We start from the raw sequence: 16,366 nt of genomic DNA, 5'->3' as shown, positions 1-16,366 counted from the left end.
GGAGCAAGCTCCCTCGCCACAGGAAATAAAAAAACCCTCCAGACCAACTCGGACTGGAGGGTTTTTTATGCAGGGCATCTACGTCTGGCTATCGCCCTCTTCATCCTCATCGCCATCCGGTGTGTCGATTGGCGAACCATCGTCATCCTCGCCATCGTCCGGATCGCCTGCGTCCGCATCGGTCGCGGCAAGCATCAACTCGCCTTGAACCACCGAGCCATTCGACGCGTGCTTCTCGTGCTCATCGCATTCGGCCCACGCAGCGGTGGAACCGAGGGACAGCATCACCAACACCTTTAGAAAAAACATCATGCGCAGCAGCTTATTCATAGCCAATTCCTTCTTTACCGGATAAAGCCGGGGCCGACGGTGCTCAGGAAATACTGTTCCGAACAGACCGGTTCATCAGATAGGACGCCACGGAACAGCCAGAAATGCCGCTCTTCTAAAGATTGGTTTCGAATAAGATTTATTCCCAAACCAACTAACACCAAAAGGTCCAATGTGGGAGCGAGCCTGCTCGCGAAGAGGCCCGCACATCCAGCATCCAGGCAGGCTGACCCACCGCTTTCGCGAGCAAGCTCGCTCCCACAGGGGTTGTGGATGACTGGGAGATTGGCGACCTGCATAGGACCAATGTGGGAGCGAGCTTGCTCGCGATGACGGCGGCACATCCAAAAATGGATATGGCTGACACTCCGCTTTCGCGAGCAGGCTCGCTCCCACAGGTTTTCGGTTTAGACGCTTGGGGCTTAGTGATGCTCGCGCGTCGCGCGGAATTTCACATCTGGCCAGCGCTCTTCCATCAGCGCGAGATTGACCCGTGTTGGCGCCAGGTAGGTCAGGTGGCCGCCGCCGTCCAGCGCGAGGTTTTCCACGGCCTTGTTGGAAAATTCCTCAAGTTTTTTCTTGTCGGCGCATTCAATCCAGCGGGCGGAATACACGGTGATCGGCTCGTAGGAGCACTCGACTTTGTATTCCTCTTTCAGGCGACTGGCGACGACGTCGAACTGCAGCACACCGACGGCGCCGAGGATGATGTCGTTGCTGCGCTCCGGGAAGAACACCTGGGTGGCGCCCTCTTCGGCCAACTGCTGGAGGCCCTGGCGCAGTTGCTTGGACTTGAGCGGATCCTTCAGCCGTACCCGGCGGAACAGTTCCGGGGCGAAATGCGGGATGCCGGTAAAACCCAGGGCTTCGCCTTCGGTGAAGGTGTCGCCGATCTGGATGGTGCCGTGGTTGTGCAACCCGATGATGTCACCGGCGAAGGCCTCTTCCAGTTGCTCGCGTTCCGAGGAGAAGAAGGTCAAGGCGTCGCCGATGCGCACGTCCTTGCCGGTGCGCACGTGGCGCATCTTCATGCCTTTTTCGTATTTGCCGGAGCAGATGCGCATGAAGGCGATACGGTCGCGGTGCTTGGGGTCCATGTTCGCCTGGATCTTGAACACGAAGCCTGCGAACTTCTCTTCCACCGGTTCCACGGTGCGCTCGTTGGCAACGCGTGGCAGCGGGCGCGGAGCCCAGTCGACAACGGCGTCGAGCACATGGTCGACGCCGAAGTTGCCCAGGGCGGTCCCGAAGAACACCGGGGTCAGTTGGCCATCGAGGAATTCCTGCTGGTTGAATTCATGGCAGGCGCCCTGCACCAGCTCCAGCTGCTCGACAAAACGGTCGTATTCGTCGCCCAGGTGCGCGCGGGCCTCGTCGGAGTCGAGCTTCTCGATGATCTTGGTTTCGGTGCGCTCATGACCGTGGCCGGCGGTGTAGACGATGATGTAGTCGTCGGCCAGGTGGTAAACGCCCTTGAAGTCGCGGTAGCAACCGATCGGCCAGGTGATCGGCGCTGCCTTGATCTTCAGGACCGCTTCGATTTCGTCGAGCAGTTCGATCGGGTCGCGAATGTCGCGGTCGAGCTTGTTGATGAAGCTGACGATCGGCGTGTCCCGCAGACGGCAGACGTCCATCAGCGCGATAGTCCGTGGCTCGACGCCCTTGCCGCCGTCGAGGACCATCAAGGCCGAGTCCACCGCGGTCAGCGTGCGGTAGGTGTCTTCGGAGAAGTCTTCGTGGCCCGGGGTGTCGAGCAGGTTGATCATGTGCTCGCGATACGGGAACTGCATGACCGACGTGGTAATGGAAATACCCCGCTGCTTTTCCATCTCCATCCAGTCGGAGGTGGCATGGCGGTCGGACTTGCGGGATTTCACCGTGCCGGCCACCGCAATCGCCTTGCCCATCAGCAAGAGCTTTTCGGTGATGGTGGTCTTACCGGCATCGGGGTGGGAAATGATGGCGAAAGTGCGGCGTTTCGCGACTTCGGCGGCCTGTTTGGTCATGGGAAATCGCCTGGCAGGTGATTCAAAAAAGGGCGGCGATTATAGCTCAACTTGTGCCAGGAACCGAACCGTTGAGCACATCAAGGGTGGCCAGATGCTGCCGCACATGGGAACCTTTTGCCACGTGGAGGCGTCCACCACCCTGATACGAGCAACCGTCAGGGGCTGAAAAATCAGCAAGTTAGCCTGACGAGGCTGCGCTCATGGCTCGCTTCGACAGCCGTTTTGACGGCATCGAAAAGAGCTGCTTCTCGCGAACGTTTTCCCGGCAACCAATGAGGGTCCGCCGCTCGGGAAAGCGTGCGCCGACAAAAAAGACAAAGGAGTCCGCCTGTGGCTATCCGCTATGGCAAAGGGCTTATCGGGGGGGCGGTCGTCGTCGCCCTCCTGGCCCTGTTGGTCCACTGGATCGGCATCGATACGATCCACCGTTACCGCGACGACCTGCTGTTCTACCTGCAAGCGCACCTGATGCTTGTACTGGCTTCCATGTTGGCGGCCCTGATCGTCGGCATTCCCGCCGGCATCGCCCTCAGCCGCCCCGGCATGGTCGGGCGCGCCGAACGCTTCATGCAAGTGTTCAACATCGGCAATACCGTGCCGCCCCTGGCCGTGCTGGCCATTGCCCTGGGTATCCTGGGCATCGGCAGCGGGCCGGCGATCTTCGCCCTGTTCCTCGCCTCGCTGTTGCCCATCGTGCGCAACACCTATGAAGGCTTGAAAAATGTCCAGGGCTCGCTCAAGGAAGCTGCCGTCGGCATCGGCATGACCCCGCGCCAGGTGTTGTGGAAAGTCGAACTGCCCAACGCCGTGCCGATCATCGTCGGTGGCGTGCGCGTAGCCCTGGCGATCAACGTCGGCACCGCACCGCTGGCGTTCCTGATCGGCGCCAACAGCCTTGGCAGCCTGATCTTCCCCGGCATCGCCTTGAACAATCAGCCGCAATTGCTGCTCGGCGCGGCCTGCACCGCCTTGCTGGCGCTGCTGCTCGACGGCCTGGTAACCCTGGCCAGCCGCCTCTGGCTGGAACGCGGTCTGCGACCGTCCTGAGCCTGGCTGGATAAAGGAATCATTATGAAGAAGTTGAGCTTGATCCTGGGCTGCCTGCTGTTGTTCGCGGGGTTCGCCCAAGCCGCTGAAAAACCGCTGATCCGCCTCGGTGCCCGGGTGTTCACCGAGCAGACCCTGCTGGCCGAGATCACCGCGCAATACCTGCGCGACAAGGGCTACGACGCACAGATCACTGGCGGGCTGGGCAGCAACCTGGCCCGCAGCGCCCATGAAACCGGGCAGCTGGATTTACTCTGGGAATACACCGGCGTGTCGCTGGTTTCCTACAACCATGTCACGGAAAAACTCGACAGCGCCCAGTCCTACGCCCGGGTGAAAGAACTCGACGCGAAAAAAGGCCTGGTCTGGCTCGCGCCGTCGAAATTCAGCAACACCTACGCCTTGGCCCTGCCGGAGAAAGTCGCGAAGAAGTACCCGCAGATCAATTCCATCAGCCAATTGAATACGGTGCTGCAGACCGAGGCCGAGGAAAATCACCTGGTCGCGCTTGACACCGAGTTCGCCAACCGTTCCGACGGCCTGGCCGGCATGGTCGAGCGCTACGGCATGAACCTGACCCGCAAGAATATCCGGCAGATGGACGCCGGCCTGGTCTACACCGCCCTGCGCAACAGCCAGGTGTTCGCCGGACTGGTGTACACCACCGACGGCCGACTGAACGCGTTCAAGCTGAAGCTGCTGGAAGACGACAAGCACTATTTCCCCGACTACACCGCCGCGCCGGTGGTGCGCCAGGCCTTCCTTGACGCCCATCCGCAACTGGCCGCGCAGCTCAAGCCACTGGCCGAACTGTTCGACGACGAAACCATGCGCCAGCTCAACGCCCGTGTGGATGTCGATCATGAAAGCCCTTCCGCCGTTGCCGCCGATTTCCTGCGCCAGCATTCCCTGCTCTCAACCCAATGACCTGGAGGAAAAGCCATGGATTTTCTTGACGCCTTTTCCCATCTGGACTGGCCGCTGGTGCTGCACCTGACCTGGCAGCACATCACCCTGGTGGGCATCGCCGTGACCCTGGCGATAATCGTCGGTGTGCCGCTGGGCATTTTCATGACCCGCTTCCCGGCGCTCGCCGGCCCGTTGCAAGCCAGCGCCACGGTACTGTTGACCATTCCGTCGATTGCCCTGTTCGGCCTGCTGCTGCCGTTCTATTCCAAGTTCGGCCAGGGCCTCGGTCCGATGCCAGCGATCACCGCGGTGTTCCTTTATTCGCTGCTGCCGATCATGCGCAACACGTACCTGGCCTTGACCGGCGTCGAACCGGGCATTCGTGAAGCCGCCCGCGGCATCGGCATGACCTTCGGCCAGCGCCTGCGCATGGTCGAACTGCCGATTGCCGTGCCGGTGATCCTCGCCGGCGTACGCACCGCCGTGGTCATGAACATCGGCGTCATGACCATCGCCGCCACCATCGGCGCCGGTGGCCTGGGCGTGCTCATCCTCGCTTCCATCAGCCGCAGCGACATGTCGATGCTGATCGTCGGCGCCGTGCTGGTCAGCCTCCTGGCCCTCTTCGCCGACCTGCTTCTGCAATGGCTGCAACGCTCGCTGACCCCGAAAGGACTATTAAAATGATCGAACTTCAAAACCTCAGCAAAACCTTCAAGAGCAACGGCAAGGATGTAAAAGCCGTGGACTCGGTGAACCTGACCGTCAACGAAGGCGAGATCTGCGTGTTCCTCGGGCCGTCGGGCTGTGGCAAAAGCACCACGCTGAAGATGATCAACCGCTTGATCCCGCCGACCTCGGGCAAGGTCTTGATCAACGGCGAAGACACCACCGGCCTCGACGAGGTGACCCTGCGCCGCAACATCGGCTACGTGATCCAGCAGATCGGCCTGTTCCCGAACATGACCATCGAGGAGAACATCACCGTGGTGCCGCGCCTGCTCGGCTGGGACAAGCAGAAATGCCACGACCGCGCCCGCGAGTTGATGAGCATGATCAAGCTCGAACCCAAGCAGTACCTGCATCGCTACCCCCGTGAACTGTCGGGCGGCCAGCAGCAGCGGATCGGCGTGATCCGCGCCCTGGCCGCCGATGCGCCGTTGCTGCTGATGGACGAACCTTTCGGCGCGGTCGATCCGATCAACCGCGAGATGATCCAGAACGAGTTCTTCGAGATGCAACGGGCGCTGAACAAAACCGTGATCATGGTCAGCCACGACATCGACGAAGCCATCAAGCTGGGCGACAAGATCGCGATCTTCCGCGCCGGCAAGCTGGTCCAGTGCGATCACCCGGACACGCTCCTCGCCCATCCGGCCGATGAATTCGTCAGCAACTTTGTCGGCCAGGACAGCACCCTCAAGCGCCTGTTGCTGGTCAAGGCCGAAGACGCGGCGGACAACGCCCCGTCGGTCAGCCCCGAAACACCGGTGGCCGAGGCGCTGGAGTTGATGGACGAACACGACCGTCGCTACGTGGTGGTCACCTGCGCCGAGAACAAGGCGCTGGGGTATGTGCGCCGGCGCGACCTGTACCGCCAGACCGGCACCTGCGGGCAGTTCCTGCGGGAATTCAACGCCACCGCGGCCTACGACGAACATCTGCGGATTCTGTTGTCGCGTATGTATGAGTTCAACCGTTCGTGGCTGCCGGTGATGGATGCCGAGCGGGTCTTTCTTGGGGAAGTGACCCAGGAATCGATTGCCGAATACCTGAGCTCCGGCAAGTCCCGTGGCGGCAAGACCAGTATCGTCTCGCCGGCCGAGACCGCGTCTACCTGACCATCGGTGAAGCACAATTCCTTTGTAGTGAGGGGGCAATTTGTGGCGAGGGGATTTATCCCCGTTGGGCTGCGAAGCAGACCCATACTCTGGCACCACGCTTATTCAGATAGGGCAAATCAACCGGATGGGGCTGCTGCGCAGCCCAGCGGGGATAAATCCCCTCGCCACAAAATCAAAAGGCACATTGCGCAAGGTTGAAAACCGATCCGAGGGAACATCAACCTGTCACACCGGTCGGTTACATCATGAACTGTCGCGCACTGCACGACGGAGACGTGCAAAAACGCGACATTTTTAGTTGATCTCAGGCCCCTCACGCCCTAAAGTTCGCGCCGAACGTCCATGCTGGAAACGATCCATCCGGCTCAAGTACTGACGACGAGACAGCAAGGCCAAGGGACTCAAGCGTCCCATGGCCTTTTTGCTTTCGGCGACATGCCTTGGGAAGTAGGCGAACCAAAGTGGGGATACGGAGGACGTTCGCGAGGGTTGCTGCCCTCAAACCCATTGATCCTGATGTTTGCCAGTAGGAGTCCCAAGTATGTCGATCCAGGTCGAAGATTATTTCGCGCGCGAAACCTTTCAGAAAATGAAGGCGTTCGCCGACAAGCAGGAAACCCCGTTCGTGGTGATCGACACCGCGATGATCGCCAAGGCCTATGACGACCTGCGCGCCGGTTTCGAATTCGCCAAGGTCTACTACGCCGTCAAGGCCAACCCGGCGGTGGAAATCATCGACCTGCTCAAGGATAAAGGCTCGAACTTCGACATCGCCTCGATCTATGAACTGGACAAGGTGATGAGCCGCGGCGTCGGCCCGGACCAGATCAGCTACGGCAACACCATCAAGAAATCCAAGGACATCCGCTACTTCTACGAGAAGGGCGTGCGCCTCTACGCCACTGACTCCGAAGCCGACCTGCGCAACATCGCCAAGGCCGCGCCGGGTTCGAAAGTCTATGTGCGCATCCTCACCGAAGGTTCGACCACGGCTGACTGGCCCCTGTCGCGCAAGTTCGGCTGCCAGACCGACATGGCCATGGACCTGCTGATCCTCGCCCGCGACCTGGGCCTGGTGCCGTACGGCATCTCGTTCCACGTCGGCTCGCAACAGCGCGACATCAGCGTCTGGGACGCGGCCATCGCCAAGGTCAAGGTGATTTTCGAGCGTCTGAAAGAAGAAGACGGCATCGTCTTGAAGCTGATCAACATGGGCGGTGGCTTCCCGGCCAACTACATCACCCGCACCAACAGCCTGGAAACCTACGCCGAGGAAATCATCCGCTTCCTCAAGGAAGACTTCGGCGACGAACTGCCGGAAATCATCCTGGAGCCGGGCCGTTCGTTGATCGCAAACGCCGGCATCCTGGTCAGCGAAGTGGTACTGGTGGCGCGCAAGTCGCGTACCGCCGTCGAGCGTTGGGTGTACACCGACGTGGGCAAATTCTCCGGCCTGATCGAAACCATGGACGAAGCCATCAAGTTCCCGATCTGGACCGAGAAGAAAGGCGAGATGGAAGAAGTGGTCATCGCCGGCCCGACCTGCGACAGCGCTGACATCATGTACGAGAACTACAAATACGGTTTGCCGCTGAACCTGGCGATTGGCGATCGTTTGTACTGGCTGTCGACGGGTGCCTACACCACCAGCTACAGCGCTGTGGAGTTCAATGGCTTTCCGCCGCTGAAGTCGTTCTACGTGTAAAAACGCGCTTGCCTGACCCAAAAGCCCGTGACTCGCTCACGGGCTTTTTTGCATCTGCTGGATTCGCGCCTGATAGGCCTCGATCAGTGGAGACAACGCAGTCAGCCGCGCCGTCTGCAAGGTTTGCACGGCGACACGAAGAAAATTCAGATTCCCTCCGGCCAACGCCCGGCGCAACCACACCAAGCCCTCTTCGATACGGGCATCGGCAATCAATACGCAGCCATGGCTGAACTGCCCCCGAAAATCCCCGCCTTCGGCCGAACGTCGATACCACCGGGCCGCCGCCACCGGGTCCGCCGGGCAGAAACGCCCCTCTTCCAGATAACGCCCCAACAGATTCATTGATTTGGCGTGCCCCAGCTCGGCCGCGCGCCAATAAAGGACCAATGCCTGCGGCTGATTCTCAGCAACGCCGCGCCCAGTCGCCAGCAGGTTGGCCAGGTTGTACATCGCCCAATCCAGTCCTGCCTCGGCTGCCTGACGATAATGTCCGGCCGCGACCGAAGGATCGGCGACACAGCCCCAGCCATGCTCATGGCAACGCCCCAACATGTTGCGCGCCATCAGGTGCCCACGTTGGGCGGCGATCTCGAACCAGCGCCGGGCCAGGGTTTTGTCCTGTTCGATACCGCGCCCGTCGAGCAGGATCTGCCCGAGCAGCGCCTGGGCCTCCAGCAGCCCTTCGCCCGCTGCGATCAGAATCGCCTGGGCCGCCCGCGCCGGGCTGTCCTCGAGCATGGCCTTGAGGGCCTCGCCGTCGAGCACTTCCTCGCGGCGCAGACGAAAATCCGCCACCTACACCTCGACCCAGCGACGCAACAGGTTGTGGTAGGTGCCGGTCAGGCGAATCAACGACGGATGCTCGGGCACGTCCCGGGTCAGTTCCCGGATCGCACCGTCCATCTCGAACAGCAGCGCACGCTGGCTGTCTTCGCGCACCAGGCTCTGGGTCCAGAAGAACGAGGCATAGCGTGTACCACGGGTAACCGCGTTGACCTTGTGCAGGCTGGTGCCCGGATACAACACCATGTCCCCGGCCGGCAATTTGACCCGTTGGGTGCCGTAGGTGTCCTGGATTTCCAGCTCGCCGCCGTCGTAGTCCTCCGGGTCGCTGAAGAACAGCGTGGCCGACAGGTCGGTGCGCACCCGCTCGGCACTGCCCTTGGGCTGGCGTACGGCATTGTCGATATGGAAATCGAAACTGCCGCCGGCGGTGTAGCAGTTCACCAGCGGCGGGAAGACTTTGTGTGGAAGCGCCGCCGACATGAACAAGGGGTTTTTCCACAACCGATCCAGCATAGCCGCGCCGATTTCCTTGGCCAGGGGATGCCCCTCGGGCAGTTGCAGGTTGTGCTTGGCCTTGGCCGATTGATAACCGGCCGTGACCTTGCCATCTGCCCATTCGGCCTGCTCCAGCGCCTCGCGGATACGCTGCACTTCTTCAGGAGAAAATACACCGGGAACGTGCAGCAACATGGCATTCAAGACCTGTGGATAACGCGGGGCGCCAATGGTAGTGATTCTTATTGACTGTGTACAACCCCCGCCAACGCGCCATTGGGCAGAAACCGTAAAGGCAAAATGTAAAGAATGTAAATTCCTCCCAAATAGCAATGTTTCGCAATTGATACATAAAAGTGTTTACCCTATATTCCGCCGCCTCAACCTTGGGGAAGGCACTGTTCATGTCGCGTCAACAATCACAATTACCGGTTAATTCACCTCGTCTGCTGGCCTCCGCCATCGGCGTCGCCCTCGGTGCGACGTCAATCGCACAGATGGCCCAAGCGGCGGAAAAGATCGACGAAAAAGCCCCGCGCAACGCCATCTCCCTGGACGCTACCAGCATTACGGGCGAGGCCCAGGACACGACGTCCTACCAGGTCGAAAAAGCCTCGTCCTCGAAATACACCGCGCCGCTGGTCGACACGCCGCGCTCGGTGACGGTCATCCCCCAGCAGGTGCTCAAGGACACCGGCGCCCTCAACATGCAGGATGCCCTGCGTACCGTGCCGGGCATCACTTTTGGCGCCGGCGAAGGCGGCAACCCCCAGGGCGACCGTCCATTCATCCGTGGCTTCGATGCCCAGGGCGACACCTACCTGGATAACGTGCGTGATACCGGTTCGCAAAGCCGGGAGATCTTTGCGGTGGAGTCCATCGAGGTCAGCAAGGGCCCGAACTCGGCCATCGGCGGCCGCGGCGCCGCCGGCGGCACCATCAACCTGGTGAGCAAGAAAGCCCACTTGGGCGACTCGTTCGACGGCGGCTTCACCTGGGGTTCGGACCAGACCCAGCGCTACACCCTCGACGGCAATTACCAGTTCAGCGACAGCGCCGCCGGCCGGCTCAACCTGATGAGCCACGAAAGCAATGTCGCCGGTCGTGACCAGGTCAACTACGATCGCTGGGGCGTCGCGCCGTCGCTGGCGTTCGGCCTGGGCACCGACACCCGGATCAACCTCGACTACTACCACCTGGAAAGCAACGATCTGCCGGATTCGGGCATTCCCTACAGCGTTCCCGCCTCGGGCCGCACCGCCGATCGCACCAAAGCCAACCCGGACAAGCCCGATGCCGGCGGCGACAGCAGCAACTTCTATGGCCTCACCGACCGCGACTTCCGCAAGACCCGCGTCGACACCGCGACCATCGCCATCGAGCATGACCTGAGCGATGCACTGACCGTCAAGAACACCCTGCGCCACGGCTCCAGCATGCAGGACTACATTCTCACCCAACCCGACGACAGCAAGGGCAACGTCAACAACGGTACGGTCTGGCGGCGCGTCAACAGCCGCGTCAGCAACGTCGACACCACCACCAACCAGACTGATCTGTTCGGTGATTTTTATGTGGCCGGCTTCAAGAACAGTTTCTCCACCGGCATCGAGCTGAGCCGCGAGACCGGCGAGAAAACTTCGTACAACGTCAACACCGACACCGTACCGGGCACCACCGCCGCGAACACCAACTGCACGCCGGCCCTGGTGGGCGCGCCGAGCGGCTACAACTGCACGTCGCTGTCCAATCCGAACCCGAACGATCCCTGGAACGGCGCGATTTCCCGCAACTATGCCGGCACCGACACCACCAGCGTCACCCGCGCGCTCTACGTGTTCGACACGCTGGAACTGTCACCGCAGTGGCTGGTGAACATGGGCTTGCGCTACGACCACTTCGACACGAAATACAAGACTTACGACGCCGCCGGTACCACCACGTCCAAGGGTGACGACACCAGCGAGTTCGTCACCGGCCAGTTCGGCCTGGTCTGGAAACCAGCCGACAACGGCAGCATCTATGCGTCCTACGCGACCTCGGCCACGCCGCCCGGCAGCATGGTTGGCGAAGGCATCGAGGGCAATCCGCTCGGTGGGACGCCAGACCGCAGTGGCAACCTGCTCGCCAGTGACATGGAGCCGGAAACCACCAAGAACTACGAGATCGGCACCAAGTGGGACTTGCTCGACAGCCGGCTTTCGCTGACCGCGGCGATTTTCCGCACCGAGAAGGAAAACGCCCGGGTGCAGGTCGACACCACGACCTATGAAAACGCCGGCAAGACTCGCGTCGACGGCCTGGAGCTGTCGGCCAGCGGCAAGCTCACCGAGAAATGGCAGGTGTTCGCCGGCTACAGCTATCTGGACAGTGAGCAGGTCGATGGCGGGCCAATGAGCACCAGCGATGGCAACGAGTTGCCGAACACGCCGAAAAACAGCGCCAGCGTCTGGACCACCTACGCACTCACGCCAAAGCTGACCATCGGTGGCGGGGCCTTCTATGTGGATGATGTGTTCGGCAGCGTGGCGAACACCACCATGGTCGACTCTTATGTGCGTTATGACGCCATGGCCAGCTACAAGGTCAGCAAGCACCTGGACCTGCAACTCAACGTGCAGAACCTGACCGACGAGACTTACTACGACAAGGCATTCTCGACCCACTTCGCCAACCAGGCGGCCGGGCGCACGGCGTTGTTGAGTACCAATTTCCACTTCTGACCGGTTGAAAGAACCCGACGCCGATGGCCAGGCAATGAACCTGTGGGAGCGAGCCTGCTCGCGAAAGCGGAGTGTCAGTTGATGAATGCGTGACTGACACGACGTCTTCGCGAGCAGGCTCGCTCCCACAGGATCTGGCCACCACCCATTACTGACCGGCACCGGGCAAAGCCCCGTTCATGCAAATGAATGGGGCTTTTATGTGTGTTTATGAATGCTTCTCGATAACACACGGCATAATGCACGCCGTGACAAACAGTATTGAATGAACAAGGCGGGCGACGTGTTGAAGAAAACCCTGTTCCAGTTGCACTGGTTTTTCGGCATCAGTGCCGGGCTGGTCCTGGCATTGATGGGCGTTACCGGTGCGGTGGTGTCTTTCCAGGACGAGATCCTGCGGGCATTGAACCCCGAGGTGCTGACGGTTGAAAAACAACCGGCCGGCGTCCTGCCTCCCGCCGAACTGGTGGAACAGATCGAAGCCGCCTCCGGCAAGACCGTCGCCATGCTCTGGGTCGAGACCGACAGTGGCAACGCCGCGCGGGCGATCTTCACCGCCCCGCCGGGAGAGAAACGCGGGCCGATGCGTTACTTCAATCCTTACAACGCGCAGTTTCTCGGCGATGTGGTGGGCCAGGATTTCTTCGGCCTGATGCTCAGGCTGCACCGCGTCCTGACCCTGGACGACGTGGGCCGGCAGATTACCGGCGCCTGCACGCTGATCCTGGTGTTCTTCTGCTTGTCCGGCCTCTACCTGCGCTGGCCACGCCAGTGGAAAAACTGGCGCGCCTGGCTGACCCTCGACTGGGCGAAAAAGGGCCGCAGCTTCAATTGGGACCTGCACTCCGTCGCGGGCACCTGGTGCCTGCTGTTCTATCTGTTGGCCGCCCTGACCGGGTTGACCTGGTCCTATGAGTGGTACAACAAAGGCCTGACCCGCCTGCTTTCCGATTCGCCCAAGGATGAGCGCGTGCGCACCCGTGGCCCGGCACCGAGCGGCCCGGCGCCGATCGCCGATTACCGGGCCATGTGGAGCAGCATCTACAGCGCCGCCGGCCCCGGCCTGTCCGCCTACAACGTGCGCATGCCACCGGTGGCCGGGCAACCGGCGACGGTGTTCTACCTACTCAAGGACGCCCCCCATGACCGCGCCCTGAACCAACTCATGCTCGACCCGAGCACCGGCGTCATCAGCCGTCACAGCCGCTACACCGACAAGAGCCTCAAGGCGCAATTGCTCACCAGCATCTATGCCCTGCATGTCGGCAGTTACTTCGGCCTGGTCGGGCGGATCCTGGTGACCGCCGCCGCATTGGCGATGCCGCTGTTTTTCATCACCGGCTGGCTGCTCTACCTGGACCGCCGACGCAAAAAACGTCAGGTCCGCCAGGCTCGCCAGGCGCTTGCCGGCAACCCTGGCGATGCCCCGGCGTGGCTGATCGGCTTTGCCAGCCAGAGCGGTTTTGCCGAGCAACTGGCCTGGCAGACCGCCGGCCAGCTCCAGGCCGCCGGGCTACCGGTGAAGGTCCAGCCGTTGGCCGGCGTCAGCGAAAAGGATTTGAACAGCGCCACCCGCGCCTTGTTTGTCGTCAGCACCTTTGGCGACGGTGAAGGACCGGACAGCGCTCGCGGTTTCGAGCGCAAGGTGCTCGGCCGGGCGATGAGCCTGGAAAGCCTGCAATACTCGGTCCTCGGCCTCGGTGACCGGCAATATGACAATTTCTGCGGTTTCGCCCGCCGTCTGCACGCCTGGCTCGCGGAGCACGGCGGCAAGACGCTGTTCGCACCGGTGGAAGTGGATAGCGGCGACCCGTACGCCTTGCGGCACTGGCAACAGCAATTGGCCGAGCTGACCGGCCAGCCTCCGGCGGATGCGTGGCAAGCGCCGAGTTTTGAACACTGGACCTTGAGCCAACGCACCCTGCTCAACCCCGACAGCAGCGGTTCGGGCGTGTACCTGCTCGGCCTCGGCGCCCCCGGCCCGAGCAGCTGGCTGGCCGGTGACCTGGTGGAAATCCTGCCGCGCAATGACCCGTGGGCTATCGAACACTTCCTCGATGGCCTGGGTATCGCCGGTATCGCTCGGGTGCAGGTCGATGGCTTGCAGCAGACGCTCGAACAAGCCCTCGCCACGCGTCAACTGCCGGAAAACCGCGCACACCTGGTGGGTCTGCACGCCCAGGCGCTGGTGGAGGCGTTGGCACCGCTGGGAATACGTGAATATTCCATCGCCTCGATCCCCGCCGACGGTGTACTGGAACTGATCGTACGCCAGGAACGTCACGCCGATGGCAGCCTGGGCATCGGTTCCGGCTGGCTGACCGAGCATGCGCCGCTGGGCAGCCCCATCAGCCTGCGCGTCCGTCGCAACAGCAGTTTCCATCTGCCGCCCCAGGGCGTGCCGATGATTCTGCTGGGCAACGGCACCGGCCTGGCCGGCTTGCGCAGTTTGCTCAAGGCCCGTGTTGCCCAGGGCATGCAGCGCAACTGGCTGCTGTTTGGCGAGCGCAACCGCGAGCATGATTTCCATTGCCGCGACGAACTGCAGGAATGGGTGACCTCCGGCGACCTGGAACGCCTGGACCTGGCGTTCTCCCGGGATCAGGAAAAGAAAATCTACGTCCAGGACCGCCTGCTGGAATCGGCCGCGTTGCTCAAGCAATGGCTGGCCGACGGCGCGGTGATCTATGTCTGCGGCAGCTTGCAGGGGATGGCGTCAGGCGTGGACCACGTGCTCAATCTGGTGCTGGGCCGCGAGGAAGTGGAAAAGCTGATCGAGCAGGGCCGGTATCGGCGGGATGTTTACTGACGAACGCTTATTTTGAATCCACCCTAAAACCCTGTGGGAGCGAGCTTGCTCGCGATAGCGGATTGTCAGTCAGCATTTTATTGACAGACATACCGCCATCGCGAGCAAGCTCGCTCCCACATTGGTTTTGTGGTGAGCCTTGGATTCAAACCGGCTGCAACTTCTTCTCGAACACCGCCACCCCTTCAAGATCGCGCAACACCACGCTCATCTCGCCGCTCTGTCCGTCGATGTTCACCTCGCCAAAGAATTGATACCCGGCAAACGGCGAAGTGTTCTGCACGGGGGGCGCTTTCTGGAATACCACTTCCGGACCGAAGGTCTTGTCCAGGGTATTGGGCCCGAAGCTGCCGGCGTTCAGCGGCCCGGCGACAAACTCCCAGAACGGTTCGAAATCCTGGAACGCGGCCTGTTCAGGATGGTAATGGTGGGCGGCGCAATAGTGCACATCGGCAGTCAGCCAGACGTAGTTGCGCACCTGATGCTTGCGCAGATAACCGAGCAGTTCGGCAATTTCCACTTCACGCCCCTGAGCCTCGCCCGGGTCACCGTTGGCGACCGCTTCCCAGCGCGGCACACCGGGACTGACTTCGCCGTCGGGTACGCCGAGGCCAATGGGCATGTCGGCGGCAATGACTTTCCACTGCGCCCGGGATTGCTTCAGCTCGCGCTTGAGCCAGTTCAGTTGCTCACGCCCCAGGAACGGTTTCGCCGCGCCGAGGTTGGCGTCATTGGCTTCGCGGTAGCTGCGCATGTCCAGCACGAACACATCGAGCATCGGCCCGTAGCCGAGCTTGCGATAGATCCGTCCACCATGGTCGGCCTTCTGCAGGCGCATCGGCGCATATTCCAGCCAGGCCTGTCGCGCACGGCCTACCAGGCTGTGGATATCCTTGGTCTGGTAGCGCTCGTCCAGTTGCTTGCCCGGCGACCAGTTGTTGACCACCTCGTGGTCGTCCCATTGCCAGATCTGCGGCACCTCGGCGTTGAAACGACGGACATTTTCATCCATCAGGTTGTAGCGGTAGTTGCCGCGATATTCGTCCATGGTCTCGGCAACCTTGCTCTTGGCTTCGGTGGTCAGGTTGCGCCAGATGCGGCCGCCCTCGGTGGTGACCTGCGCCGGCACCGGGCCGTCGGCGTAGATGGTGTCGCCGCTGTGGATAAAAAAGTCCGGCAGGCGCAGGCGCATGGCTTCGTAGATGCGCATGCCACCAATGTCCGGGTTGATGCCGAAGCCCTGGCCTACGGTGTCGCCGCTCCAGACAAACCGGATGTTGCGCTTGAACTGCGGCACGCTGCGCAAATGGCCGAGCCAGGGCTCGCTGGCGACACCGCTGCGGGCGTCTTCGAAATGCACGCGGTAGAAAATCGCCTGGTCGGGCGGCAGGCCGGTGAGTTCGACCCGGGCGGTGAAATCGCTGCGGCTGTCGGCCAGCGCCGAGACAAAGCGCCGAGGGTTGGAGAACTGACTGCGGGTGTCCCACTCCACCACCATTCGCGCCGGGCGGTCGCTGCGACTCCAGATCATCGCCCGGTCGCCCTGCAAGTCGCCCGATTGCACGCCTTCGGTCAGCACCGGCCGATCCTTGACCGAAGCAATCACCGCCGGCGCCAGCCCCGGCAGTAACAAACCGGCACCAACGGCTTGCATTACACGGCGACGGCCCAGGTCGAATTCGCTCATGGTGTTCTCCCTTGAAATG

General features: G+C 61.6%; 12 protein-coding genes. 7 read left to right on the top strand and 5 right to left on the bottom strand.

Going from position 1 to position 16,366, the window contains the following annotated elements; genetic code table 11:
• Positions 1–78: 78 nt before the first annotated feature.
• Both J3P86_RS03925 and J3P86_RS03920 read right to left on the bottom strand, forming a co-directional pair.
• The gene (locus J3P86_RS03925) at positions 79–330 is read right to left on the bottom strand and encodes a hypothetical protein (RefSeq protein WP_434653692.1); all 252 of its coding nucleotides are present in this window, start codon (positions 328–330) and stop codon (positions 79–81) included.
• 422 nt (positions 331–752) lie between these two features.
• Positions 753–2,336 (bottom strand): peptide chain release factor 3, encoded by a 1,584-nt coding sequence (locus J3P86_RS03920; RefSeq protein WP_434699497.1) that lies wholly within the window; start codon positions 2,334–2,336, stop codon positions 753–755.
• Between the two features lie 333 nt (positions 2,337–2,669).
• Here J3P86_RS03920 and J3P86_RS03915 point away from each other — a divergent pair, with 333 nt between their 5' ends.
• The 5 genes from J3P86_RS03915 to J3P86_RS03895 all read left to right on the top strand — a co-directional run bounded on the left by J3P86_RS03915 (position 2,670) and on the right by J3P86_RS03895 (position 7,844).
• On the top strand, positions 2,670–3,386 hold the full coding sequence (locus tag J3P86_RS03915) for an ABC transporter permease (protein WP_186612146.1): 717 nt from the start codon (positions 2,670–2,672) through the stop codon (positions 3,384–3,386).
• A 24-nt stretch (positions 3,387–3,410) separates the two neighbouring features.
• Entirely contained in the window at positions 3,411–4,313 is a 903-nt protein-coding gene (locus tag J3P86_RS03910) for a glycine betaine ABC transporter substrate-binding protein (protein ID WP_434699495.1), read from the top strand.
• 15 nt (positions 4,314–4,328) lie between these two features.
• Positions 4,329–4,982: an ABC transporter permease gene (locus J3P86_RS03905; RefSeq protein WP_434699494.1), complete on the top strand. Its 654-nt coding sequence runs from the start codon at positions 4,329–4,331 to the stop codon at positions 4,980–4,982.
• Positions 4,979–6,136 (top strand): osmoprotectant ABC transporter ATP-binding protein OsmV, encoded by a 1,158-nt coding sequence (locus tag J3P86_RS03900; RefSeq protein ID WP_305496869.1) that lies wholly within the window; start codon positions 4,979–4,981, stop codon positions 6,134–6,136. Before J3P86_RS03905 ends, J3P86_RS03900 begins: the two co-directional genes overlap by 4 nt.
• Before the next feature lie 544 nt (positions 6,137–6,680).
• Complete coding sequence (locus J3P86_RS03895) at positions 6,681–7,844, top strand: type III PLP-dependent enzyme (protein ID WP_305496871.1); 1,164 nt, start codon at positions 6,681–6,683, stop codon at positions 7,842–7,844.
• Positions 7,845–7,880: 36 nt separating this feature from the next.
• Here J3P86_RS03895 and J3P86_RS03890 read toward each other — a convergent pair whose 3' ends face one another.
• Both J3P86_RS03890 and J3P86_RS03885 read right to left on the bottom strand, forming a co-directional pair.
• Positions 7,881–8,642: a tetratricopeptide repeat protein gene (locus tag J3P86_RS03890; protein WP_434626151.1), complete on the bottom strand. Its 762-nt coding sequence runs from the start codon at positions 8,640–8,642 to the stop codon at positions 7,881–7,883.
• Entirely contained in the window at positions 8,643–9,323 is a 681-nt protein-coding gene (locus tag J3P86_RS03885; protein WP_434699493.1) for a Fe2+-dependent dioxygenase, read from the bottom strand.
• A gap of 209 nt (positions 9,324–9,532) precedes the next feature.
• On the opposite strand from J3P86_RS03885, the gene J3P86_RS03880 reads away from it, so the two are divergent.
• Positions 9,533–11,851: a TonB-dependent receptor gene (locus J3P86_RS03880; protein ID WP_434699491.1), complete on the top strand. Its 2,319-nt coding sequence runs from the start codon at positions 9,533–9,535 to the stop codon at positions 11,849–11,851.
• Positions 11,852–12,134: 283 nt separating this feature from the next.
• Entirely contained in the window at positions 12,135–14,660 is a 2,526-nt protein-coding gene (locus J3P86_RS03875; RefSeq protein WP_434700601.1) for a PepSY domain-containing protein, read from the top strand.
• 145 nt (positions 14,661–14,805) lie between these two features.
• Here the strand turns inward: J3P86_RS03875 and J3P86_RS03870 are convergent, their stop codons facing one another.
• On the bottom strand, positions 14,806–16,347 hold the full coding sequence (locus J3P86_RS03870; RefSeq protein WP_434699490.1) for an alkaline phosphatase D family protein: 1,542 nt from the start codon (positions 16,345–16,347) through the stop codon (positions 14,806–14,808).
• Between the last annotated feature and the right edge of the window lie 19 nt (positions 16,348–16,366).

The organism is Pseudomonas sp. D1-1, from assembly GCF_051132225.1.
Classification (GTDB): domain Bacteria; phylum Pseudomonadota; class Gammaproteobacteria; order Pseudomonadales; family Pseudomonadaceae; genus Aquipseudomonas.
This window is presented reverse-complemented; position numbering and strand designations above follow the sequence as displayed.

What these genes read in the sequence shown, in the direction of transcription:
- J3P86_RS03925 (WP_434653692.1), bottom strand. Translation starts at nt 330, where the DNA reads ATGAATAAGCTGCTGCGCATGATGTTTTTTCTAAAGGTGTTGGTGATG.
- J3P86_RS03920 (WP_434699497.1), bottom strand. Translation starts at nt 2,336, where the DNA reads ATGACCAAACAGGCCGCCGAAGTCGCGAAACGCCGCACTTTCGCCATC.
- J3P86_RS03910 (WP_434699495.1), top strand. Translation starts at nt 3,411, where the DNA reads ATGAAGAAGTTGAGCTTGATCCTGGGCTGCCTGCTGTTGTTCGCGGGG.
- J3P86_RS03905 (WP_434699494.1), top strand. Translation starts at nt 4,329, where the DNA reads ATGGATTTTCTTGACGCCTTTTCCCATCTGGACTGGCCGCTGGTGCTG.
- J3P86_RS03900 (WP_305496869.1), top strand. Translation starts at nt 4,979, where the DNA reads ATGATCGAACTTCAAAACCTCAGCAAAACCTTCAAGAGCAACGGCAAG.
- J3P86_RS03895 (WP_305496871.1), top strand. Translation starts at nt 6,681, where the DNA reads ATGTCGATCCAGGTCGAAGATTATTTCGCGCGCGAAACCTTTCAGAAA.
- J3P86_RS03885 (WP_434699493.1), bottom strand. Translation starts at nt 9,323, where the DNA reads ATGTTGCTGCACGTTCCCGGTGTATTTTCTCCTGAAGAAGTGCAGCGT.
- J3P86_RS03880 (WP_434699491.1), top strand. Translation starts at nt 9,533, where the DNA reads ATGTCGCGTCAACAATCACAATTACCGGTTAATTCACCTCGTCTGCTG.
- J3P86_RS03870 (WP_434699490.1), bottom strand. Translation starts at nt 16,347, where the DNA reads ATGAGCGAATTCGACCTGGGCCGTCGCCGTGTAATGCAAGCCGTTGGT.